Source organism: Roseobacter sp. (assembly GCF_039970775.1).
Taxonomy (GTDB): domain Bacteria; phylum Pseudomonadota; class Alphaproteobacteria; order Rhodobacterales; family Rhodobacteraceae; genus Roseobacter.
This window is the reverse complement of record NZ_JBDVLG010000049.1, coordinates 64,521-85,584: the sequence shown is the minus strand read 5'-3', so window position 1 is coordinate 85,584 and position 21,064 is coordinate 64,521. Positions and strand designations below refer to the sequence as shown.

19 protein-coding genes and 1 pseudogene are annotated in these 21,064 nt (G+C 59.1%); 11 read left to right on the top strand and 9 right to left on the bottom strand.

Annotated elements, in window-relative coordinates:
- The first annotated feature begins 12 nt into the window (after window positions 1–12).
- The 4 genes from ABJH13_RS12450 to uvrA all read left to right on the top strand — a co-directional run bounded on the left by ABJH13_RS12450 (window position 13) and on the right by uvrA (window position 6,496).
- On the top strand, window positions 13–597 hold the full coding sequence (locus tag ABJH13_RS12450) for a DUF924 family protein (RefSeq protein ID WP_348406533.1): 585 nt from the start codon (window positions 13–15) through the stop codon (window positions 595–597).
- 123 nt (window positions 598–720) lie between these two features.
- The gene (gene lpdA, locus ABJH13_RS12445; protein WP_348406532.1) at window positions 721–2,115 is read left to right on the top strand and encodes a dihydrolipoyl dehydrogenase; all 1,395 of its coding nucleotides are present in this window, start codon (window positions 721–723) and stop codon (window positions 2,113–2,115) included.
- 269 nt (window positions 2,116–2,384) lie between these two features.
- Complete coding sequence (locus ABJH13_RS12440; protein WP_348406531.1) at window positions 2,385–3,536, top strand: MFS transporter; 1,152 nt, start codon at window positions 2,385–2,387, stop codon at window positions 3,534–3,536.
- Between the two features lie 86 nt (window positions 3,537–3,622).
- Window positions 3,623–6,496, top strand: coding sequence for an excinuclease ABC subunit UvrA (uvrA, locus tag ABJH13_RS12435; protein ID WP_348406530.1), 2,874 nt, complete (start codon window positions 3,623–3,625; stop codon window positions 6,494–6,496).
- A gap of 81 nt (window positions 6,497–6,577) precedes the next feature.
- Here the strand turns inward: uvrA and mmsB are convergent, their stop codons facing one another.
- Together mmsB and ABJH13_RS12425 are read right to left on the bottom strand one after the other, a co-directional pair.
- Window positions 6,578–7,501 carry a 3-hydroxyisobutyrate dehydrogenase gene (gene mmsB, locus ABJH13_RS12430; protein ID WP_348406606.1) on the bottom strand — a complete coding sequence of 308 codons (924 nt, stop codon included), beginning with the start codon at window positions 7,499–7,501 and terminating at the stop codon, window positions 6,578–6,580.
- Window positions 7,487–8,500, bottom strand: a pseudogene (locus ABJH13_RS12425) (enoyl-CoA hydratase/isomerase family protein); the annotation flags it as partial. The pseudogene ABJH13_RS12425 and the gene mmsB, both read right to left, overlap by 15 nt.
- Window positions 8,501–8,846: 346 nt before the next feature.
- Between ABJH13_RS12425 and ABJH13_RS12420 the strand changes: the two are divergent.
- Window positions 8,847–9,578, top strand: coding sequence for a VPLPA-CTERM sorting domain-containing protein (locus tag ABJH13_RS12420; protein WP_348406529.1), 732 nt, complete (start codon window positions 8,847–8,849; stop codon window positions 9,576–9,578).
- 99 nt (window positions 9,579–9,677) lie between these two features.
- On the opposite strand, the gene ABJH13_RS12415 is transcribed toward ABJH13_RS12420, so the two are convergent.
- Complete coding sequence (locus ABJH13_RS12415) at window positions 9,678–11,177, bottom strand: CoA-acylating methylmalonate-semialdehyde dehydrogenase (protein ID WP_348406528.1); 1,500 nt, start codon at window positions 11,175–11,177, stop codon at window positions 9,678–9,680.
- 159 nt (window positions 11,178–11,336) lie between these two features.
- On the opposite strand from ABJH13_RS12415, the gene ABJH13_RS12410 reads away from it, so the two are divergent.
- The 3 genes from ABJH13_RS12410 (at window position 11,337) to coaD (ending at window position 13,322) form a co-directional block, all read left to right on the top strand.
- The gene (locus tag ABJH13_RS12410) at window positions 11,337–12,233 is read left to right on the top strand and encodes a LysR family transcriptional regulator (protein ID WP_348406527.1); all 897 of its coding nucleotides are present in this window, start codon (window positions 11,337–11,339) and stop codon (window positions 12,231–12,233) included.
- 60 nt (window positions 12,234–12,293) lie between these two features.
- Entirely contained in the window at window positions 12,294–12,728 is a 435-nt protein-coding gene (locus tag ABJH13_RS12405) for a CBS domain-containing protein (RefSeq protein ID WP_348406526.1), read from the top strand.
- Between the two features lie 96 nt (window positions 12,729–12,824).
- A complete protein-coding gene (gene coaD / locus ABJH13_RS12400) occupies window positions 12,825–13,322 on the top strand; it encodes a pantetheine-phosphate adenylyltransferase (protein WP_348406525.1) in 498 nt (165 codons plus the stop codon).
- Here coaD and ABJH13_RS12395 read toward each other — a convergent pair.
- The 3 genes from ABJH13_RS12395 to gap all read right to left on the bottom strand — a co-directional run bounded on the left by ABJH13_RS12395 (window position 13,319) and on the right by gap (window position 15,588).
- Window positions 13,319–14,320: a type I glyceraldehyde-3-phosphate dehydrogenase gene (locus tag ABJH13_RS12395; protein ID WP_348406524.1), complete on the bottom strand. Its 1,002-nt coding sequence runs from the start codon at window positions 14,318–14,320 to the stop codon at window positions 13,319–13,321. The two genes, coaD and ABJH13_RS12395, sit on opposite strands and share 4 nt — an antisense overlap.
- Before the next feature lie 33 nt (window positions 14,321–14,353).
- Window positions 14,354–14,497 carry a hypothetical protein gene (locus tag ABJH13_RS12390; protein ID WP_348406523.1) on the bottom strand — a complete coding sequence of 48 codons (144 nt, stop codon included), beginning with the start codon at window positions 14,495–14,497 and terminating at the stop codon, window positions 14,354–14,356.
- Between the two features lie 89 nt (window positions 14,498–14,586).
- The gene (gene gap, locus ABJH13_RS12385) at window positions 14,587–15,588 is read right to left on the bottom strand and encodes a type I glyceraldehyde-3-phosphate dehydrogenase (protein WP_348406522.1); all 1,002 of its coding nucleotides are present in this window, start codon (window positions 15,586–15,588) and stop codon (window positions 14,587–14,589) included.
- 212 nt (window positions 15,589–15,800) lie between these two features.
- Between gap and ABJH13_RS12380 the strand changes: the two genes are divergently transcribed.
- Entirely contained in the window at window positions 15,801–16,760 is a 960-nt protein-coding gene (locus ABJH13_RS12380) for a DUF808 domain-containing protein (protein WP_348406521.1), read from the top strand.
- 46 nt (window positions 16,761–16,806) lie between these two features.
- Here the strand turns inward: ABJH13_RS12380 and tkt are convergent, their stop codons facing one another.
- On the bottom strand, window positions 16,807–18,825 hold the full coding sequence (tkt, locus tag ABJH13_RS12375) for a transketolase (protein ID WP_348406520.1): 2,019 nt from the start codon (window positions 18,823–18,825) through the stop codon (window positions 16,807–16,809).
- Between the two features lie 280 nt (window positions 18,826–19,105).
- On the opposite strand from tkt, the gene ABJH13_RS12370 reads away from it, so the two are divergent.
- Together ABJH13_RS12370 and ABJH13_RS12365 are read left to right on the top strand one after the other, a co-directional pair.
- Window positions 19,106–19,654 carry a hypothetical protein gene (locus ABJH13_RS12370; protein ID WP_348406519.1) on the top strand — a complete coding sequence of 183 codons (549 nt, stop codon included), beginning with the start codon at window positions 19,106–19,108 and terminating at the stop codon, window positions 19,652–19,654.
- Window positions 19,654–20,046, top strand: coding sequence for a cell division protein ZapA (locus ABJH13_RS12365; RefSeq protein WP_348406518.1), 393 nt, complete (start codon window positions 19,654–19,656; stop codon window positions 20,044–20,046). The genes ABJH13_RS12370 and ABJH13_RS12365 overlap by 1 nt, the downstream gene beginning before the upstream one ends.
- 76 nt (window positions 20,047–20,122) lie before the next feature.
- Here the strand turns inward: ABJH13_RS12365 and ABJH13_RS12360 are convergent, their stop codons facing one another.
- Both ABJH13_RS12360 and grxD read right to left on the bottom strand, forming a co-directional pair.
- On the bottom strand, window positions 20,123–20,548 hold the full coding sequence (locus ABJH13_RS12360) for a hypothetical protein (RefSeq protein WP_348406517.1): 426 nt from the start codon (window positions 20,546–20,548) through the stop codon (window positions 20,123–20,125).
- A gap of 128 nt (window positions 20,549–20,676) precedes the next feature.
- Complete coding sequence (grxD, locus tag ABJH13_RS12355) at window positions 20,677–21,039, bottom strand: Grx4 family monothiol glutaredoxin (RefSeq protein WP_348406516.1); 363 nt, start codon at window positions 21,037–21,039, stop codon at window positions 20,677–20,679.
- Between the last annotated feature and the right edge of the window lie 25 nt (window positions 21,040–21,064).

The window sequence follows — 21,064 nt, the reverse complement described above, 5'->3', positions numbered from 1 at the left end:
GGAGCGAGTGTAATGGTAGGCCCGAATGATATTTTAAACTTTTGGTTGGACGAGATTGGCCCGGATGGCTGGTACAAACAATCGGATGCGCTGGATGCGGCGATCCGCACCCGGTTCAAAGGCGCATGGGACGGGGCCAACGAGGGGCGGTTTTCGCTGTGGCTCACATATCCGTCTGGGGCGTTGGCCTATATTATTTTGATGGATCAGCTGCCGCGCAACATGTTCCGCGACACAGATCAAGCCTTTGCCAGCGACCGTGCAGCCCTTGCCGCGGCGAAATCTGCGATCGATAAAAACTGGGATCAAAAGATAGATGAACCCGCGCGGCAGTTCTTTTACCTGCCGTTGATGCATTCCGAAAACCTGCCGGATCAGGACAGATGCGTCCGGTTGATGTGCGAAAGAATGCCCGATTGCGGGGCCGACAACCTGCTGCATGCGCGCGCGCACCGGGCTGTGATCCGCAAATTTGGGCGCTTTCCCTTCCGCAATGCGGCACTTGGGCGTGGGGTGACACCACCGGAGGTCGAATTTATGGCGCAGGGTGGCTATGGCGCGATTTTGCGTGATTTACAGGCCTCTCGAGCGGCCTGATCGGGGCATCTACCCGCCCTGCCAGACCGGCGTGCATGTGTCGCGGCGCACTTCGTGTTGCTGTGGTCCGAAATATAGTTTAGCGGTAAACTATATCTTCTGAACCATCTGCGAGGACATGTCATGGCTGCGAAATCCTTTGATCTGATTGTGATCGGTGCGGGGCCTGGCGGCTATGTCGCCGCGATCCGTGGCGCCCAACTGGGCCTGTCGGTTGCGATTGTCGAACGCGAGCATTTGGGCGGCATCTGCCTGAACTGGGGCTGCATCCCGACCAAGGCGATGCTGCGGTCTTCCGAAGTGTTCCATCTGATGCACCGCGCTAAGGAATTCGGGCTCAAGGCTGACAACATCGGCTATGATCTGGATGCGGTGGTCAAACGGTCGCGCAAGGTGGCAGGGCAACTGTCGGGTGGCATCGGCCATTTGATGAAAAAGAACAAAGTCACTGTGTTTATGGGGGCGGCAACGCTGCCCGCCAAGGGCAAGGTTTCGGTCAAGACCGACAAGGGCACCGAAGACCTGACCGCCAAGAACATCGTCTTGGCCACTGGCGCACGGGCCCGCGAATTGCCGGGCCTCGAGGCGGACGGTGATCTGGTCTGGACGTACAAGCACGCGCTGGAACCCAAACGTATGCCGAAAAAGCTGCTGGTGATCGGATCAGGCGCAATCGGCATTGAATTTGCCAGCTTTTATAATACGTTGGGCGCAGATACGACCGTGGTCGAGGTTATGGACCGTGTGTTGCCCGTAGAAGACGCAGAAATTTCCGCCTTTGCGAAAAAGTCGTTTGAAAAGCAAGGCATGAAGATCATGCAAAAGGCGATGGTCAAGAAACTGGACCGTGCCAAGGGCAAGGTCACCGCGCACATCGAAGTGGGTGGCAAGATCGAAAAACAAGACTTTGACACGGTCATTTCTGCCGTGGGCATCGTGGGCAACGTCGAAGGGTTGGGCCTTGAGGCGCTTGGGGTCAAACTGGACCGCACGCATGTCGTCACGGACGAATACTGTCGCACGGGGGTTGAGGGGCTGTATGCGATCGGCGATATCGCCGGTGCGCCGTGGTTGGCGCATAAGGCCAGCCACGAGGGCGTTATGGTCGCAGATCTGATCGGCGGCAAACACGCGCATCCTGTGAAACCTGAAACCATCGCGGGCTGCACGTATTGCCACCCGCAAGTCGCGTCGGTTGGCTATACCGAAGCCAAGGCCAAAGAGCTGGGTTACGACATCAAAGTCGGGCGGTTTCCGTTTATCGGCAACGGCAAGGCCATTGCTTTGGGGGAACCCGAAGGCATGATCAAAACGATCTTTGACGCCAAAACCGGCGAACTTTTGGGCGCGCATATGGTGGGTGCCGAGGTGACAGAGCTGATCCAAGGCTACGTCGTCGGCCGCCAGTTGGAAACCACCGAAGAAGACCTGATGAACACTGTCTTCCCGCACCCAACCCTGTCGGAAATGATGCACGAAAGCGTCTTGGACGCCTACGACCGTGTGATCCACATGTAAAACCTACGTTGCCACACGCGGTGCCTGTGGATCTGGTGCTGCGCGTGGTGGCCATATTGGTGGGCAACCGGTTACATTGAGTGGTTTATAGGCCGTTGCACGACGGCGACCGAGAAAATGCCCGTGCCGCACCGTCAGACGTCGCGCAAACACCGCCATCGCCGGGCTGCGGGTATACATACACGCCCGACGTGCAAGACCCATAACGCGCTGGACGTTGATTGCGTCTGGGACGGCGCTCTGTCATGCACGGACCAAGGAGACCCGCCATGCAAAAGACACCTTGGGGATTGGTCTTGGCGCTGTGGGGCGCGGGGCTGGGCGCTGCGGCGCAATACGGCAAATTCAGCGTTATTTTTGACCAACTGCCCGCGGCTTATCCGCAGGCGGGTGCGGCTATTGGGTTTATTGTATCGGTCGTGGGGATACTGGGCATTTTCCTTGGCGTTGCTGCAGGGCTGTTGGTGGCGCGTGTCCGGTATCGGCGCGCGGTGGTGTGGGCGCTTTGGGCGGGGGCGGCGATTTCAGCGTTTCAGGCCAGCCTGCCGCCCTTGCCGTGGATGTTATTGAGCCGCGTGCTTGAAGGGCTGTCGCATTTGGCCATCGTTGTGGCGGTGCCCACGCTGATCGCGCAGATCTGCGTGCCCAAGGACCGCGGTCTGGCCCTGACGCTGTGGGGTACGTTCTTTGGCGTGGCGTTTGCGGTGCTTGCGTGGGGTGGGCTGCCGCTGGTGGCGTGGCGGGGCATCCCCGCCTTATTGCTGGCGCATGGGGGCTATATGGCAGCGTTTGCCGTGGTGCTGGGCGCGTGCCTCAAGGGTCTGCCGGATGATGCCCCGGCCCAGCCGTTTTCGCTGGCCGCCCTGATGCGCGACCACGTTGCGATCTACCGCTCGCCCTTTATCGCGGCGCCAGCGGTGGGGTGGCTGTTTTACACGTTTTGTTTCGTCTCGATCCTGACGGTGCTGCCGGGCTATCTAGCGGCTGATGTGCGCGGGCTTGTCATGGGGGCGATGCCACTGGTTAGCATTGCGTCGTCGATGACCTTGGGCGTGGTTTTGATGCGCTACATGTCCGCGATCGCGGTAGTACTTGTGGGGTTTGCGGGCAGCGCGTTGGCAATGAGCTGGCTTGGGGTTGCAGCGGGGTTGCCGGCCGCCTGCCTGACGTTGGCTGCCACGATGGGGCTGATCCAGGGCGCCAGCTTTGCGGCGGTGCCACAGCTGAATAAAACCGCGCGCGCCCAGGCCCAAGCCAACGGCGCGATGGCCCAAACCGGCAACATCGGCAACACGTTGGGTACACCCGTTATGGCGCTGGCTGTGGGCGGTATGGGCTATGCGGGGGTGCCGATATTGGCAGGGGTGGCGTTTGCTTTGGGGGCCTGCGCGCATCTGGCTCTTGCCAAGAAACGGCAGTAGGGTGCTGGTTCTACGTTTGTTCCGTATTTTTCATTGGCACTGACGCGCATTCCGCCTATGTCTAGCCGGTGAACCGGGGGTGCCCTATGGCCGAGTTAAAGAACATCGAAGTGCGCGGCGCGCGCGAGCATAATCTCAAAAACATCGACGTGGATATCCCGCGCGACAAACTGGTGGTGATCACCGGGCTGTCGGGGTCGGGTAAATCGTCGCTGGCGTTTGATACGATCTACGCCGAAGGCCAACGCCGCTATGTGGAATCGCTAAGCGCGTATGCCCGCCAATTCCTTGATATGATGCAAAAACCCGACGTGGATCATATTGCAGGGCTCAGCCCGGCGATTTCGATCGAACAAAAAACCACCTCGAAAAACCCGCGATCCACGGTGGGCACGGTCACCGAAATTTATGACTATATGCGGCTGCTCTTTGCCCGCGTCGGCACGCCGTATTCGCCCGCCACCGGCAAGCCCATCGAGGCGCAGCAGGTGCAGGATATGGTCGACCGGATCATGACAATGGAAGAGGGCACACGCGCCTATCTTCTGGCGCCGATCATCCGCGACCGCAAAGGCGAATACCGCAAAGAATTCATCGAATTGCGCAAGCAGGGTTTTCAACGTGTCAAAGTGGATGGCGCGTTTTACGAGCTGGACGAACCGCCCGCCTTGGACAAAAAATTCCGTCACGACATTGATGTGGTCGTGGACCGGATTGTGGTGCGCAAAGGGCTGGAAACACGGCTGGCCGACAGCGTGCGCACGGCGTTGGATTTGGCCGAAGGCATTGCCATTCTCGAGACGGCACCGTCCGAAGGCGACCCCGAACGCACGACGTTCTCGGAAAAATTTGCCTGCCCCGTCAGTGGGTTCACCATCCCCGAGATCGAACCGCGGTTGTTTTCGTTCAACGCGCCTTTTGGGGCCTGCCCGCAATGCGACGGTCTGGGCGTCGAGCTATTTTTTGACGAACGGCTGGTGGTGCCTGATCAAAATCTGAAAATCGCAGATGGCGCGTTGGCGCCATGGCGCAAAGGTAAATCGCCCTATTTCCTGCAGACCATCGAGGCGATTGCAAAGCACTATAAATTCAAGCAATCGACCAAATGGAAAGACCTGCCCGAAAAGATACAGAAGGTGTTTTTATACGGCTCGGGCGACGATGAAATCCCGTTCCGTTATGACGAAGGCGGCCGCGTTTATCAGGTGACCCGCAGCTTTGAAGGGGTGATCCCCAACATGGAACGGCGCTACCGCGAGACCGACAGCAACTGGATCCGCGAAGAATTTGAGCGCTATCAAAACAACCGCTCCTGTGGGGCCTGTGGTGGGTTCCGTCTGCGCGACGAGGCCTTGGCGGTCAAAATTGGCCCTGCCGGTGACGCGTTGCATGTGGGTCACGTGGTGCAGATGTCGATCCGCGAGGCGTTTGAGTGGTGCGAAGAGGTGCCCACCCATCTGACTGCGCAAAACAACGAGATCGCGCGCGCTATCCTCAAGGAAATCCGCGAACGGCTTGGGTTTTTGAACAACGTCGGGCTGGAATATCTGACGCTGAGCCGCAATGCGGGCACCTTGTCGGGCGGCGAAAGCCAACGCATTCGGCTGGCCAGCCAGATTGGGTCGGGGTTGACGGGCGTGCTTTATGTGCTGGATGAGCCTTCGATTGGGTTGCACCAGCGCGACAATGACCGGCTGTTGCTGACGCTGAAAAACCTGCGTGATCAGGGCAATACCGTTATCGTGGTCGAACACGACGAAGAAGCGATCCGCGAGGCGGATTACGTGTTTGATATCGGGCCGGGCGCAGGTGTGCACGGCGGGCAGGTGGTGGCCCACGGCACCCCGCGTAAAATCGCAGCGACTAAGAAATCGGTCACCGGGCAGTACCTGACCGGGGTGCGCGAAATCCCCATTCCGGCAGAACGGCGCAAGGGCAACAAGAAGAAACTGCAGGTGGTCAAGGCCACGGGCAACAACCTACAAGGGGTCACTGTTGACTACCCGCTGGGGCAATTCGTCTGTGTCACGGGCGTGTCGGGGGGCGGTAAATCGACCCTGACGATTGAAACCTTGTTCAAGACCGCGTCGATGCGTCTGAACGGCGCGCGCCAGACGCCGGCGCCTTGCGAAACCATCAAAGGGTTGGAACATCTCGACAAGGTGATCGATATCGACCAACGCCCAATTGGGCGTACGCCACGGTCGAATCCGGCCACCTATACAGGGGCGTTCACGCCCATCCGCGACTGGTTTGCAGGCCTGCCCGAGGCCAAGGCGCGCGGCTATAAACCGGGGCGGTTTTCGTTCAACGTCAAGGGCGGGCGCTGCGAGGCGTGTCAGGGTGACGGGGTCATCAAGATCGAGATGCACTTTTTGCCGGACGTCTATGTCGAATGCGAAACCTGCAAGGGCGCGCGCTATAATCGCGAGACGCTGGAGGTCACGTTCAAGGGTAAGAACATCGCGGATGTACTTGATATGACAGTAGAAGATGCGCAAACGTTTTTCCAGGCGGTGCCGTCGATCCGCGAGAAAATGGATGCGCTGATGCGTGTTGGTTTGGGCTATATCAAGGTGGGTCAGCAGGCCACGACCCTGTCTGGCGGCGAAGCACAGCGTGTCAAACTGTCGAAAGAGCTGGCCAAAAGATCCACCGGGCGGACGCTGTATATCTTGGATGAACCCACCACCGGGCTGCATTTTGAAGACGTGCGCAAGCTGTTAGAGGTGCTGCATGAATTGGTGGATCAGGGCAATTCGGTGATCGTGATCGAACATAATCTGGACGTGGTGAAAACCGCCGATCATATCATCGACATTGGCCCCGAGGGCGGCGATGGCGGTGGTCAGATTGTGGCAACCGGCACACCCGAAAAAGTCGCCGAAGTCGCCGAAAGCTACACCGGGAAATACCTCAAACCGATGTTAGAGGCCAAACGCAAGGTCGCCGCTGAATAACCCCGTTTGCGATGACCCTTGGGCACACAGCGTGGCATCACGCGGCGCACCAACCTGTGGTGTGCCGCGTGGTTTGGGCGCCTAGCTGTGCCCGCGCTCGGACAACCGCGGCAACATAGCCGAAAAATCCTTGCCGCGCCCGTCTTCGTTTTCGACGAACTGTTTGTACAATTCCAACGCGCGCGCGCCCATGGGGGTATCGGCGTCAACGGCCTGGGCGGCCTGTTGTGACAGCCCTAGGTCTTTGAGCATCAATTCGGCTGCAAAACCGGGCTGATAGTCGTTGTCAGCCGGGCTAGACGGGCCAACGCCGGGGGCCGGGCAGTAGGCATTCATCGACCACGATGACCCAGAAGACGTGCTGACCACGTCATACATTCGCGCCCTGTCGAGACCTAATTTATCGGCCAAAGCAAAGGCTTCGCAGGTGGCGATCATGGTCGCGCCCAAGATCATATTGTTGCAGATTTTCGCCGCCTGACCCGCGCCTGCCGCCCCGCAATGCACGGCCTTTTGCCCCATGATGTCAAACAACGGTTGCGCCTTGGCGAACCCGTCTTCGGGGCCGCCCGCCATGAACGTCAGGGTGCCGGCCGCCGCACCGCCAACCCCGCCCGACACCGGCGCGTCGACGCTGGCCACCCCGTGGATCATCGCCAGATCAGCCACGGTGCGCGCGCTGTCCACATCAACGGTCGAGCAATCCAAAAACAGCGCGCCCGACGTCATGATCGGCATAATATCAGCCGCCACCGCACGCAGAATATCGCCGTTCGGCAGCATGGTCACAACGATATCGGCGTCGCGCGCAGCCTCTTGTGCGCTGGCGGCCATGGTGACGCCATCGGCGGCCTGTACCGTCATATCAAACCCGGTGATACTGTGCCCGGCCTTGGCCAGGTTGGCGGCCATCGGCGCGCCCATATTGCCTAACCCGATGAACCCAATTTTCGTGTGCGCCATCCCTGTCTCCTCCAGCTTTAGTGCGTTTTTTCCAAGTGGCATCAACATCTTGCTCACCGCGGTTGCCGGCACAGATGTGCCTGCAAATTGCCATGCGGGCTTGCGGTCCTTGTCGATGATAGCAGCGCGGATGCCTTCCAGAAAATCCCCATGTTCCATCGCCCGGTAGGTAAAGCGGTATTCCAGCTCTAGCGTCTTTTCGATAGACAAAGAAGGCCCGCGTAACCGGTGGATCACCTCAATGGCGCAGGCCATCGACAGCGGGCTGTTGCGCTGCATCTTGGTCTGGGTGTCTTTGGCAAACGGCGTGTCTTCGTGGGCCAGCAGCGTCAGAATATCTGACAGGCTCTCGCCGCTAAAATACTGATCAATCTGGTCTTGCAGCGCGGCGAACTGGCCTGTGGGGGCAGGGCTGGCGGCTGCGATCAGGATGTCGGGCGTGGCCCCTGCCTCGAGCTGGGAGATCAGGTCGGGCCACAGGGTTTCATCAATGTGGTGGTCGGCAAAGCCTGCATAGATCGCATCCGCGGGACCCATGCGCGCGGCGGTCGTGGCCAGGTATTCACCCAACCGCCCCGGCGCCAGCGCCAACATCAACGACCCGCCCACATCCGGGATCAACCCAATGCCGCATTCGGGCATAGCGATCTGGCTGGTGGCGCCCACCACGCGGTGCGACCCGTGACAGCCGACGCCGACGCCGCCGCCCATGGTGAACCCTTGCAGAAACGACACAACGGGTTTGGGGTAGGCGAATATCTTGGCGTTCAGCCGGTATTCATCGGCCCAGAATTTGCGCCCGTAGGTATAATCACCCTGCGTGCCCGTCTGGTACATTTCGGCGATGTCACCGCCTGCGCAAAAGGCGCGTTCGCCCTGCGCATCAATGACGACCTGCGTGATGCCCGCATGGTTTGTCCACGCGTCGAGGGCGGCCTCGATGTCGCGGCACATCTGGTGGGTCAGGGCGTTCAACGCTGTGGGGCGGCTCAGCGTGATGCGGCCGGTCGTGCCAGCGGTGCGGAAAATAACATCTGTCATGCGGCCAGTCATAGGCGAGCGCAGGTCGTGCAGCAACCGGCGCGCATACTGAGAGCGGAGCGATCAGCTTGTGATTCGTGGTTAAAGAGGGGTCAAGCCATTTTCTATCATCAGTGGATTTTCGCGCAACTGCTCGCCTTGACGGCTCGCGTTTGGGTTGTGTTAGGGCGAAGAGAGTAGTTAATTGTCGCATCTAATCATTTGATTTCAAACAAATGTATTGTATTAACCCTGAGTTAACTAAAGCATTGAGGCAAAATATTGCTCATGTTATAAACAGCCTAAGATTTAGGCGAAAATCTACACAAAATCACGCTAAGTCGATATATATTTTGGAGGTAATTTTATGCGTCATATTTTTGCAGCAGCCGGGTTGGTTGCTTTGTCTGTTACGACCTTGGGCAGTGCCGCTTCGGCGGCAACAGCGACATTTGAATTTGGATGTGGCGGCGGTGTCGTATGCGATTCACCCTCGTCTTCAAATTCGAATGTGAACAGCCTGTCGTCATCTTTTGACCTGACAGATGGTGGCCTGACCGTCACAGCTTCTGCGGGCTTCTTCGAAGGTGGGGTTAGCTTTCTGACCGCGACCAACATCATCACCAGCGCGGACCCACAAGACAACGCCAAGATTGGTCGTTTTGTTGGAGGCGCAGGGGTGTTTTCTGCGCCCGACGGCAACCATACGGTTGACGGTTTCGACACCAACAATGATTTCATTAAGCTGAGCTTTAGCCAAGACGTTGCGCTGAGCGAAATCGGTTTTGGCTTTTTCGGCAGAAACGACGATTTCCGCTATCTTTATGATGTGGACGGCGATGGCGACATCGACGAAGGCGATTTCCTGAGCGATCAATTTGCTGTGGTTGACCCCTTTGCAGACGTCGCTCCGGCAAGCAGCTCGGTCTGGGCCGTTGCAGCCTTTGGCGCAAATGACAGCTGGAAACTGAGCTCGGTCACAGTGTCTTTTGATGACGCGTCTGTGCCACTCGCACCTGTGCCACTGCCAGCGGCTGGGTGGATGCTTTTGGCCGCTCTGGGCGGCATGGCAGGCGTGCGCCGTCGCTTCTCTGCCTAAGCGTCGATTGCTATAAAACACAAAGGGCGGCCCATACGGCCGCCCTTTTGCGTTCATCAGATGTGGTGCGCCCAGACCAACCGGCCTGGGCGTTTTGCGTTATTCCATCACGGGGATAGAAAATTCGCCGCCCTCTTTGATACCCGACGGCCAGCGCGCCGTCACGGTTTTGGTGCGCGTGTAGAATTTGAACGCATCCGGCCCGTGCTGGTTTAGATCGCCAAAGACAGATTTCTTCCAACCGCCAAAGGTGTGATAGGCCAGCGGTACCGGGATAGGCACGTTGATACCGACCATGCCGATGTTGATTCGGTTGGCAAAATCGCGCGCCGCATCGCCGTCACGGGTAAAGATCGCGGTGCCATTGCCGTATTCGTGATCCATCGCCAGCCCCAGCGCCTCTTCGTAGGTTTGGGCACGCACGGTCGACAGGACTGGGCCAAAGATCTCTTGGGTGTAGATGTCCATGTCTTTGGTCACATGGTCAAACAAATGCGGCCCCACAAAGAACCCGTCTTCGTAGCCTTGCAGTTTGAAATCACGTCCATCGACAACCAGTTTCGCGCCCTGATCAATGCCCGTCTGCACCAAACGCTCGATGTTGGCCTTGGCCGCCGCCGTCACAACAGGCCCGTAATCGACGTCATTGCCCGCAGTATAGGGGCCGACCTTTAGCTTTTCGATACGTGTGGTCAGTTTTTCAACCAGCCGGTCGGCGGTTTCGTCGCCCACCGGCACGGCCACAGAAATCGCCATGCAGCGTTCGCCCGCCGCACCGTAACCTGCACCGATCAACGCATCAGCAGCCTGATCCATATCGGCGTCGGGCATGATGATCATGTGGTTTTTCGCGCCGCCAAAACACTGCACGCGTTTGCCCTGCGCACAGCCCGTGGCATAGATATATTCCGCAATTGGGGTCGACCCCACAAAGCCGACCGATTGGACCGTGTCGTCATATAGGATCGCGTCAACGGCCTCTTTGTCGCCGTTCACAACCTGAATAACGCCTTTGGGCAGGCCTGCTTCTTCGAGCAGTTCAGCCAGCATCAGCGGCACGGATGGGTCGCGTTCGGACGGTTTTAGGATAAACGCATTGCCGCAGGCGATGGCAGGCGCAAACATCCACATGGGGATCATCGCGGGGAAGTTGAACGGCGTGATGCCGGCCGTCACGCCCAAGGCTTGGCGCATGGAATACATGTCGATGCCGGGGCCTGCGCTGTCGGTGTATTCACCTTTCAACATCTGCGGTGCGCCGATGCAATATTCCACCACTTCAAGGCCGCGCTGTACGTCGCCTGCGGCGTCGGGCAGGGTTTTGCCGTGCTCGCGGCTCAGCGCTTCGGCCAATTTATCCATGTCACGGTTCAGCAGGTCGACGAATTTCATCAACACGCGGGCGCGGCGTTGGGGGTTCACGGCGGCCCATTTGACCTGCGCCTGCGCGGCAAAGGCCACGGCCTGTTCGACTTCGGCCTTGGAGGCCAGCGGGCATTTGGCCTGCACTTCGCCGGTGGCGGGGTTCATCACGTCGGCAAAACGGCCCGATGTGCCTTTGACGTGTTCGCCGTTTATAAAGTGGGTCAGTTCTTGCATTATGTGTCTCCGCGCGGGTTGGTCTATGCCCGGCGCCTGCGCCGAACGTTTTTATACGATTGCCGCCACCTTAGTCTTGCAAAAACATGGGTGAAAGAGGGAAGATGGCAAAGTCGTTTTGTGTTTTTGCAAAATGAAATTCGCGTACGGAGCCTGACAATGCACACCAACTGGGATGATCTGCGGCTGTTTCTGGCGGTCGCGCGCGAAGAATCGCTGTCGGGGGCGGGTAAAATACTGCGGTTGGACCCGGCCACATTGGGCCGCCGGATGCAGCGCCTGGAGGCTGCGTTGCAAGCGACGCTTTTCGCCAAATCCCCCCAAGGCTACGCGCTGACCGAAGCGGGGCAGTCGCTATTGGCGCGGGCCGAAACAGCCGAACGCGCGATGCGCAACGTTGTGGCCGAACTGCCCGTCGACACAGAAACCCTCAGCGGGCAAATTCGCATTGGGGCGCCGGACGGCAGTGCCAACTATCTGTTGCCGCAGGTCTGTGCGGCGATCTGCGATCAAAACCCCGACCTTGATGTGCAAATCGTGGCGCTGCCGCGGGTGTTCAACCTGTCGCGGCGCGAAGCCGATATGGCCATCGGGGTCAGTGCGCCCACCGCCGGGCGGCTGGCGGTGCAAAAGATCACCGATTACCGCCTGCATCTGGCTGCATCGGCGGACTACCTTGCGGCCCATCCGCCGATCACAGACGTGCAAGACCTGCGGCATCACCGGTTGGTGGGGTATATCCCCGATATGATTTTCGACCGCGAACTGGATTATTTGGGGGATCTGGGCATCACACGGGTGCCGTTGGCGTCCAATTCGGTGTCGGTGCAGATCAACTGGATCCGGCAGGGCGGCGGCGTTGGCATTGCGCATGATTTCTCACTGCCCGCGATGCCGGGGGTGCAGCGTATCCTGACGGATCAGCTAAGCCTGACGCGGGCGTTTTATCTGATCCGTCATGTCGATGACCAACGAAACCTAAGGCTCAGCCGGTTTGCGCAGGCCCTGACCACAGGTTTGCGCGCCGAAGTCGCCCGATTGGAAGCGGTCGCTTGACTTGATACAACTTTAGGGTGACGCTGACCCTGTCTTCAGCACGTCCAAAGGAGGTTCGGCATGTTGGTGTCTCAGATTTTGAAAACCAAGGACTTAAGCGATATTGTGACGGTCACACCCGTGACGTTGGTCGCCGAGGCCGCGCGCATTCTATCAGAAAAGCGGATCGGCACCGTGGTTGTGTCACGCGACGGATCATCGGTGGATGGTATCCTATCGGAACGCGATATCGTACGTGAGGTTGGCGCGCGCGGGGCAGGGTGCTTGTCGCATCCGGTCGAGGCATTGATGACCACCAAACTGGTGACCTGCGGCAGTGATGACCCTGCCGACACCGTGTTGCAAAAGATGACAGACGGCCGGTTTCGCCATATGCCGGTGATGGCGGGCGGCAAATTGGTCGGCTTGATATCGTTGGGCGATGTGGTCAAGGCCAAGCTGATGGAAGTGTCCATGGAGAAAGATGCGCTAGAGGGGATGATTATGGGGCATTGACCCCGGCGGCGCATGTGGGTGTTGGGGCGTTAACCTCTTGCATTCCAGCGACCAAAATGGTCGTGTGCACACAACATCCACGACAGGAGAGCCCACATGCGCGTTGGCCTCTATCCAGGCACTTTTGACCCCATCACCTTGGGGCACATCGATATTATCAGGCGGGCCGCTGTTTTGCTGGACCGTCTGGTTGTTGGTGTTGCGATCAATCGCGACAAGGGCCCGTTGTTTGATCTCGAAGAACGCGTCGCCATGATTGAGGCCGAATGCGTGGAATTGGCCGCGCAGACGGGCACAGAAATCGTGGTGCATCCGTTCGAAAACCTGCTGATCGATTGCGCCCACGATGTCGGCGCGCAGATCATTGTGCGGGGTTTGCGGGCTGTGGCCGATTTCGAATATGAATATCAGATGGTGGGGATGAACCGGCAGCTGAACAGCGACATCGAGACGGTATTCTTGATGGCGGACGCCCAACATCAGGCGATTGCCAGCAAGCTGGTCAAGGAAATCGCGCGGCTGGACGGTGATGTCAGCAAATTCGTGACCCCGCAGGTGCACCGCGCGCTTTTGGCCCGGCTGGGCAAAAGCTAAAGCAAGCCGCCTATCCGCGCGGTCACATCCAACATTCGGTTGGAAAACGCCCATTCATTGTCGTACCACGCCAGCACGCGCACCCATGTGCCATCCTGCACGCGGGTTTGGTCTTCGGATAGGATCGCGCTGTGAGGGTCTTGGCGAAAATCTGACGACACCAATTTATGCGGCGTGGTGGCCAATGTCCCGGCCAGCGGCCCTGCGGCTGCGGCGCGAAAGGCAGCGTTCACTTGGCCCACTTCGACGGCACACGCGACCTCGACCGACAGATCAATGCACGACACATTGGGCAGCGGCACCCGAATGGCTTGGCCGGTGATCCGCCCGGCCAATTCGGGCAGAACCTCGCCCAAGGTTTGCGCCGCCCCGGTTGTGGTGGGGATCATCGACAGACCCAGCGCACGACCACGGTATAGGTCGCTGTGGGGCGCGTCATGGGTGGGTTGCGCGCCGGTATAACAGTGCACCGTGGTCATCATGCCGCGTGTCACGCCGAATGCGCTGTGCAACACCTGCGCCACGGGGGCCAAACAGTTTGTGGTGCACGACCCGTTCGAGACGATCAGGTCATCGGCGGTGATCAGGTCTTCATTTACCCCCCAAACGATGGTTTTGCACGGGCCTGTTGCTGGCGCCGACAAAATCACCCGCCGCGCGCCGTGCTCTAGATGTTGGCGCGCCTTGTCCGGGTCGGTGAACTGGGCACTACAATCAAGTACGATATCAACATCACCCCAATCGAGGGTGGTTTGGTCATGCCCTGTCATGATGCGAATGGGCCCCGCACCAAGGTCTAGCCCTGCGTCGGATTTGGTGATTGGCCCGGCATAGCGGCCATGCAGGGAATCATACTCAAACAGGTGCATCAACGTGTCTGCGGGGGCGGGATCATGGATCGCCACCACCTGCAGGCCCGGTGTCGCCCGTTGCATCAAGGCGCGCAAAACGGTGCGTCCGATGCGCCCAAACCCATTGATCCCGAGCGTTACAGTCATGTCATGCCTTTCTATGGCCCGGCAGCGGGCAGGTTATCTCCAGAAGGAGATCCATTCGATAAGCTCTGCCAGCTTTTTCCCAATGAAAATAAGGTGCTGTGTTCCATAGATCAGAACATCTACCACCACAAAAGCCGCGATCAGCGTGCCCAGAACAAGCGCGATGCGAGGTGTCATCTGGTCTCTTTCTTCAGGTTGCATGCCTATATGTCGGGTATGACAGGCCCGCCTGCGCGCCGCAAGCGGTGCTGGAATGCGCCCACTGATCAGCCCAGATGCCCCATGCTGACGGCCACATCGGCCATGCGCGCCGAAAACGCCCATTCGTTGTCGTACCACGCCAAAACGCGCACCGTACGGCCGCCGACCACTTTGGTCTGGTCGGGCGCCACAATGCAGCTGTGTTCGGTGTGGTTGAAATCAACCGATACCTTGGCCTCGGGGTCGTAGGCCATCACGCGCGACATCGGCCCGGCGGCGGCGGCCTGCAAGGCGGCGTTGACCTGCGCAACGGTGACATCGCGCGCGGTTTCAAACGTCAGATCCACCGCTGACACGTTGGGTGTGGGCACCCGCAGTGCCGTCCCATCAAGTTTACCCGCCAGATTGGGCAGCACCTCACCCAGCGCCTTGGCCGCCCCCGTCGACGTGGGGATGATCGCCATCGCTGCCGCCCGCGCGCGGTACAAATCATCGTGGCGACGGTCCAGCGTGGGTTGGTCGCCGGTATAGGAATGGATTGTGGTCATGATGCCGCGCTCTATGCCAAACGCGTCGTCCAACACCTTGGCGAGGGGCGCCAAACAGTTGGTGGTGCACGACCCGTTTGAGATGACCGTATCAGCAGGCAATAGATCGCGGTGGTTGACGCCGTAAACCACGGTGCGGTCCACGCGTTTGGCCGGCGCCGAGATAAGCACCCGTTTGGCGCCGCGGCCGATGTGGGGTTTGACCGCGTCGCCATCGTTGAATTTACCGGTACATTCGAGCACCACATCAACGCCTGCCCAGTCAAGATCATTCATGTTGTAGCTGGACATCACGCGAATGGGCCCGCGCCCCAGATCGATCGCATTTGCGCCCACGGTGACTGTGCCGGGAAAGCGCCCATGCACGGAATCGTATTTGATCAGATGCGCGGCTGTTTCCAGCGGCCCGGTGGCGTTGATCGCCACCACATCAATGTCATTGCGCCCCGATGTGGCGATATGCGCCAAGGTGCAGCGCCCGATGCGCCCAAACCCGTTGATACCAACTTTGATCGTCATGTGCACTCTCCCAACTCAAACTATGCTATGTCTATAGCCGGTGCTGATCTGGGGTGAAATTACTAAAATGGCATGTTTTCAGAATGTTAGCGTTAAACCTAAGGGCCAGATATATATCACTGCACGTATAGCATGTATTTCGACATGGATTGCCAAAACCCGCCTGTCGTTCTAGCTCTGCTGTTCAGGATCGTTGAAAAGGGAAATATGGCATGAGCGGATTGATTGCGTTGCTTGATGATGTGGCCGCGATTGCCAAGGTGGCGGCGGCCTCTGTGGATGATGTGATGGCGCAGGCGGCCAAGGCTGGGTCCAAGGTAGCGGGGGTTGTGATTGACGACGCCGCTGTAACGCCGAAATACGTCACCGGCTTTGAGGCCAAACGCGAGCTGCCGATCATCTGGAAAATCACCAAAGGGTCGCTGTTTAACAAGCTGGTTATTTTGATGCCCGCGCTGCTATTGTTGAACGCCTTTGCGCCTTGGGTGATCACGCCGATGTTGATGTTGGGCGGGGCGTATCTGTGTTTTGAAGGGGCCGAAAAGATCTATCATTGGCTCTATCCCCATGGCGACGGGCATGTGGCGCATGACATGTCCACGGGCGATCCGCTGCATCTCGAAGAGACCCGCGTCAAAGGCGCTATCAAGACCGATTTTATCCTATCCGCCGAAATCATGACGATCATCCTGTCGAACATCGAGGCCGATACCTTTTGGTTCGAGGCCGCAACGCTGGCGTTTGCCGGTGTCGCGGTGACGGTGTTTGTGTATGGGGCGGTGGCGTTGATCGTGAAAATGGACGACCTGGGCGTGTGGATGGCCGCCAATGGGCTAACCGGCGCAGGCCGCACTTTTGGCCGCGGGTTGGTCAAGGGCATGCCCAAGCTGTTGACCCTGCTGACAATTATAGGCACAGGCGCGATGCTGTGGGTGGGCGGGTCTATTATCATTCATGGGTTGGATGTGCTGGGCGCATCGTGGCTGTATGACCAGATCCACCATATCGCCGTTGCCATCGGGCAGGGCGCGGGGTTTGTTGAATGGCTGGTAACGGCGCTGTTTGACGGGATCTTTGGGATCGCCTTGGGGATGCTGTTGATCCCCGTTGTGGGCCGGGTGCTGGCCCCCGTCTTTGTGGCACTGGGCGGAAAAGACGGGGGCGCGCATTAACGCGCGTACCCGTAGGGGGGCCGGGTAGCCCCCCAATTGAGGTCGCTTATTTGATCAGCGACTTGGCTTTTTCGGCGACGGCCTCTGCGGTGATGCCGAACTCTTTATATAGTGTGCCCGCAGGCGCAGAGGCACCAAATCCGTCCATGCCCACAAAGGCCGATTTTTCGCGACGACCACGTTCGCCAGACAACCAACGGTCCCAGCCAAAGCCAATGCCCGCCTCAACCGCGACCCGTACAGGGCCACCGGGCAAGACGCGCTTGCGGTAGGCTTCGTCTTGCTCTTCGAACAGCTCCCAGCAGGGCATGGACACAACGCGGGTGCCGATGCCTTGCGCCTGCAGAATGTCCCGCGCCGCCAGCGCGATTTCGACCTCAGAGCCCGTCGCCATCAAGATCACCTGACGTTTTCCATCGGCATCGACCAACACATAAGCGCCCTGCGCGGTCAGGTTTTTGGTCTTATGTTCGGTCCGCACGGTGGGCAGCCCTTGGCGTGTCAGCGACAAGACCGAAGGTGTCTCTTTGGTGCTCAGCGCGACTTCCCAGGCTTCGGCCGTCTCGATGGTGTCGGCGGGGCGGAACACATAGGTATTGGGTGTCGCGCGGCTGATGGCCAGATGTTCCACCGGTTGGTGCGTTGGGCCGTCTTCACCCAGACCGATACTGTCGTGGGTCATCACAAAAACCGTGGGGATTTTCATCAAGGCAGCCAACCGCATAGATGGGCGCGCATAGTCGGTGAAACACATGAATGTGCCGCCGTAGGGGCGGATGCCGCCGTGCAGCGCCATACCGTTCATGGCTGCGGCCATACCGTGTTCGCGCACGCCCCAATAGACATAGCGCCCACCGCGGCTGTCGGTGTCAAACACACCCAGATCAGACGTCTTGGTGTTATTGGAGCCGGTCAGATCTGCCGACCCACCGACGGTTTCGGCCATCACCGGGTTGATGACTTCCAGCACTTTTTCCGAACTCGCACGGGTGGCCAGTTTGGGTGCCGTTTCGGACATCTGTTTCTTGAAGGCCTTCACCACAGCGCTCAGCTTTTTGGGCACGTCCAACGCGTAGGTGCGGTTGAAGGTCTCGCGCTTGCCACGGGGCAGGGTGTCAAAGCGTTCTTCCCAGGCGCGACGGGTGGCCGCGCCGCGTGCGCCGATGGTTTCCCATGCGGCTTTGACGTCTGCAGGCACCTCGAAGGGGCCGGTTGTCCAACCATAGGCGGCTTTGGCAGCGGCCATTTGGTCGGCGTCGGTCAATGCGCCGTGACCCTTGGAGGTGTCCTGCGCCGCGTGGCCCAACGCGATGTGGGTTTTGCATGCGACCATCGTGGGTTTGTTGCCCTTTTTGGCCTGTGTGAGTGCGGCATCGATTTCCGCCGGGTTATGACCGTCGATTTCGATCACAGCCCAACCTGCGGATTTGAAACGCCCCACTTGATCGGTGCGATCCGACAAAGTCACCGGCCCGTCGATGGTGATGTTGTTGTTGTCCCACAGCACGATCAGTTTGCTAAGCTGGTGACGGCCCGCCAAGGTGATCGCCTCTTGGCTGACGCCCTCCATCAGGCAGCCATCACCGGCGATGACATAGGTATAGTGGTCCACGACCTTTTTGCCGTAGGTGGCGCGTTGGATTTCCTCGGCCATGGCAAAACCCACCGAATTGGCGATGCCCTGACCCAACGGGCCGGTGGTGGTTTCAATGCCAGAGGCGTGGCCATATTCGGGGTGGCCCGCGGTGCGCGCGCCCCACTGGCGGAAATTCTTGAGCTCGTCGAGCGTCATATCCGCATAGCCCGTCAGGTGTAGTAGCGAATAGAGCAACATAGACCCGTGCCCCGCCGACAGGATAAACCGGTCACGGTCAGGCCAGTTGGGTTGGGTTGGGTCAAAATTCAGGTGCTTTTCAAACAGCACAGTGGCCACGTCTGCCATGCCCATTGGCATGCCGGAATGGCCGGAATTTGCGGCGGCCACGGCATCCAATGTCAGGGCGCGAATGGCGGTCGCTTTGGCCCAATGGTCGGGGTTTGCTGTCGCAAGAGCTTTGAGATCCACGGAAACGGTATCCTTTGTCGGTTCGAAAAGGCCCACAAGGGGCGCTGAAAAGGCGAAAACGCCGTATCTTGGGGGCTGCATATCAGGGACTTCGCAAAGATCAAGGGCGTGTCACGGCCTTTGGGGGGGGCGCAGATGAAGACCGCCCGCCAAGGGGTTGATCCCAAACAAAGGCCCATTTGTTGCCCCCGCTATTTATCGTTACGGTTGTCGCAAGTCAGAGCGATTCGGCCCGGTGTTTTGGGCGCAGGGATCGCGGAGTGCGACAATTGAGGTGGGCATGAGCGAAATCGAAAACTTGCACAGCCGGATTATGGCGGCAATGGACCGGGTCGCGCGCGGGCTGGATGGTTTGGGTGATCCGGGACGTGACCAGGTAGACGCGTTGACGCAAGCGCTTGACGCAGAGCGGGCGTCAAGCGCCGAGCTGTCGGCGCGGTTGGATGAGGTTCAGACCGATCACGATCAGGCGTTGACCCAAGCACAAACACAAGCGGCCGAGGCGCAAGCACAGGCCAGCGAGGCGCAAGCGCAAGTCGCCGAAGCACAGGCGCAGGCTGCTGAGGCGCAGGCGCGTGTCGCGGCGTTTGATCTTGATCTGCAACGATTGCGGCGGGCAAACGGCCAGCTGACCGAAGCCTGCGAGGCCTTGCGGGATGCGAATACCCAAGGTGTGGGAGACCCACATCTGATCAATACCGGGATGCGGGCCGAATTGGACGCATTGCACGCCGCGCGGGCCGCCGAGATTGCCCATGCAGATGAGATCCTCGCGGCGCTGACGCCTTTGCTTGATCCCGCACCCGCCCAGCCAGAGGAGGCCAGCTGATGCCTGACGTGACGATACATATCGGGGGCCGGCAGTTTGATGTGGCCTGCCAGTTGGGCGAAGAGCACTATCTGCACACGGCGGCCAAGATGCTGGATGACGAAGCGCAGGTCCTGGCTGATCAAGTGGGCCGTATGCCCGAGGCGCGGATGTTGCTGATGGCGGGGCTGATGTTGGCCGATAAAACCGCCAACGTCGAAGATCAGGTCGCCGAAATGCAAGCCAAGCTGGCCGCCTGCGAGGCCGAATTGGCCACTCTGCGCGAAAGCCGCGCCGAACCAGAGCGCATCGAGGTGCCCGTGGTGCCACAAGCGGTGACTGATACTTTGGCCGAACTCGCCGCGCGCGCCGAATCCTTGGCCACAGCAGTAGAGGAAAAGGCGCAGGCCTGATCTGCGTCTTTCCTATGAGTGTGTGTGCGGTTCAAAGACATACGCCATAATCGGCCGCGCGCGCAGAGTGGCGCATCTATGGTGGCGTCGCAGGTTCGACCAGCCGCAGATAGCACACAGCCCCGCCGATGATGGTCCCTGTCAAGCCGATATTGAAAGTGAGCGCCAAAGACATGCCGTTTTCGACGAGCAACACCAGCCCTAAGGACCACCCAAGGAAAACCGCGTAAGACATGCAAGCCCCCCCAAACCGCGCCCGTTTTCGTGACACTGCATAGGCAATTGCGAAGGCGACCAAGAACGGAAACCACGTTTCCAACACAGGGTTGCTGTAATGCATCCCCAAAGAGGCCCCACCCGGAAACGACCTGCCCGTAAACATCGCGATCAAGGGGTGGTTCCACGGCAAAAATGGATGGGCCGCCTCAAAGAGGCTGAGCGCTGCCCAAGTTGCGAAACCACCCAAAACCGCAGCGCTATATGTCAGGAGACGTCGTATCATATCTGCAGTGTTGGCCTAAAGGTCAGCGGCAGATGCAAGGTGCAATGAACCACACGCCGGTTTTATCGCACCGGCAGCCCCCGTGCGCCCATACCAGGCACACAGGTTCATGTTGGCCGCGGTTGAGCTTAGCCGTTGGCTTCGCGGATTTTATCGGCGGCGTCTTTGTCGAAATCCACGCCGTTTTCTTCGAACAACGTGTCCAACTCACCCGACAGGGTCATTTCTGTGATGATGTCGCAGCCCCCGACGAATTCGCCCTTGATATAAAGCTGCGGAATCGTCGGCCAGTCAGAGAATTCCTTGATGCCTTGGCGCACGGTTTCATCCGCCAATACGTTCACGTCGGAATATTCGATGCCCATGTAGTTCAACACGCCTGCGACGCGGCTGGAAAACCCGCACTGGGGCATTTCCTTGGTGCCTTTCATGAAAAGCACGACAGTATTGGCGGAAATTGCGTCTTGGATGGTGCTGTTTACGTCTGACATATGTGTGGTCCTTTACCGGTGAGCT

What these genes read in the sequence shown, in the direction of transcription:
- ABJH13_RS12450 (WP_348406533.1), top strand. Translation starts at nt 13, where the DNA reads ATGGTAGGCCCGAATGATATTTTAAACTTTTGGTTGGACGAGATTGGC.
- lpdA (WP_348406532.1), top strand. Translation starts at nt 721, where the DNA reads ATGGCTGCGAAATCCTTTGATCTGATTGTGATCGGTGCGGGGCCTGGC.
- ABJH13_RS12440 (WP_348406531.1), top strand. Translation starts at nt 2,385, where the DNA reads ATGCAAAAGACACCTTGGGGATTGGTCTTGGCGCTGTGGGGCGCGGGG.
- uvrA (WP_348406530.1), top strand. Translation starts at nt 3,623, where the DNA reads ATGGCCGAGTTAAAGAACATCGAAGTGCGCGGCGCGCGCGAGCATAAT.
- mmsB (WP_348406606.1), bottom strand. Translation starts at nt 7,501, where the DNA reads ATGCCACTTGGAAAAAACGCACTAAAGCTGGAGGAGACAGGGATGGCG.
- ABJH13_RS12420 (WP_348406529.1), top strand. Translation starts at nt 8,847, where the DNA reads ATGCGTCATATTTTTGCAGCAGCCGGGTTGGTTGCTTTGTCTGTTACG.
- ABJH13_RS12415 (WP_348406528.1), bottom strand. Translation starts at nt 11,177, where the DNA reads ATGCAAGAACTGACCCACTTTATAAACGGCGAACACGTCAAAGGCACA.
- ABJH13_RS12410 (WP_348406527.1), top strand. Translation starts at nt 11,337, where the DNA reads ATGCACACCAACTGGGATGATCTGCGGCTGTTTCTGGCGGTCGCGCGC.
- ABJH13_RS12405 (WP_348406526.1), top strand. Translation starts at nt 12,294, where the DNA reads ATGTTGGTGTCTCAGATTTTGAAAACCAAGGACTTAAGCGATATTGTG.
- coaD (WP_348406525.1), top strand. Translation starts at nt 12,825, where the DNA reads ATGCGCGTTGGCCTCTATCCAGGCACTTTTGACCCCATCACCTTGGGG.
- ABJH13_RS12395 (WP_348406524.1), bottom strand. Translation starts at nt 14,320, where the DNA reads ATGACTGTAACGCTCGGGATCAATGGGTTTGGGCGCATCGGACGCACC.
- ABJH13_RS12390 (WP_348406523.1), bottom strand. Translation starts at nt 14,497, where the DNA reads ATGACACCTCGCATCGCGCTTGTTCTGGGCACGCTGATCGCGGCTTTT.
- gap (WP_348406522.1), bottom strand. Translation starts at nt 15,588, where the DNA reads ATGACGATCAAAGTTGGTATCAACGGGTTTGGGCGCATCGGGCGCTGC.
- ABJH13_RS12380 (WP_348406521.1), top strand. Translation starts at nt 15,801, where the DNA reads ATGAGCGGATTGATTGCGTTGCTTGATGATGTGGCCGCGATTGCCAAG.
- ABJH13_RS12370 (WP_348406519.1), top strand. Translation starts at nt 19,106, where the DNA reads ATGAGCGAAATCGAAAACTTGCACAGCCGGATTATGGCGGCAATGGAC.
- ABJH13_RS12365 (WP_348406518.1), top strand. Translation starts at nt 19,654, where the DNA reads ATGCCTGACGTGACGATACATATCGGGGGCCGGCAGTTTGATGTGGCC.
- ABJH13_RS12360 (WP_348406517.1), bottom strand. Translation starts at nt 20,548, where the DNA reads ATGATACGACGTCTCCTGACATATAGCGCTGCGGTTTTGGGTGGTTTC.
- grxD (WP_348406516.1), bottom strand. Translation starts at nt 21,039, where the DNA reads ATGTCAGACGTAAACAGCACCATCCAAGACGCAATTTCCGCCAATACT.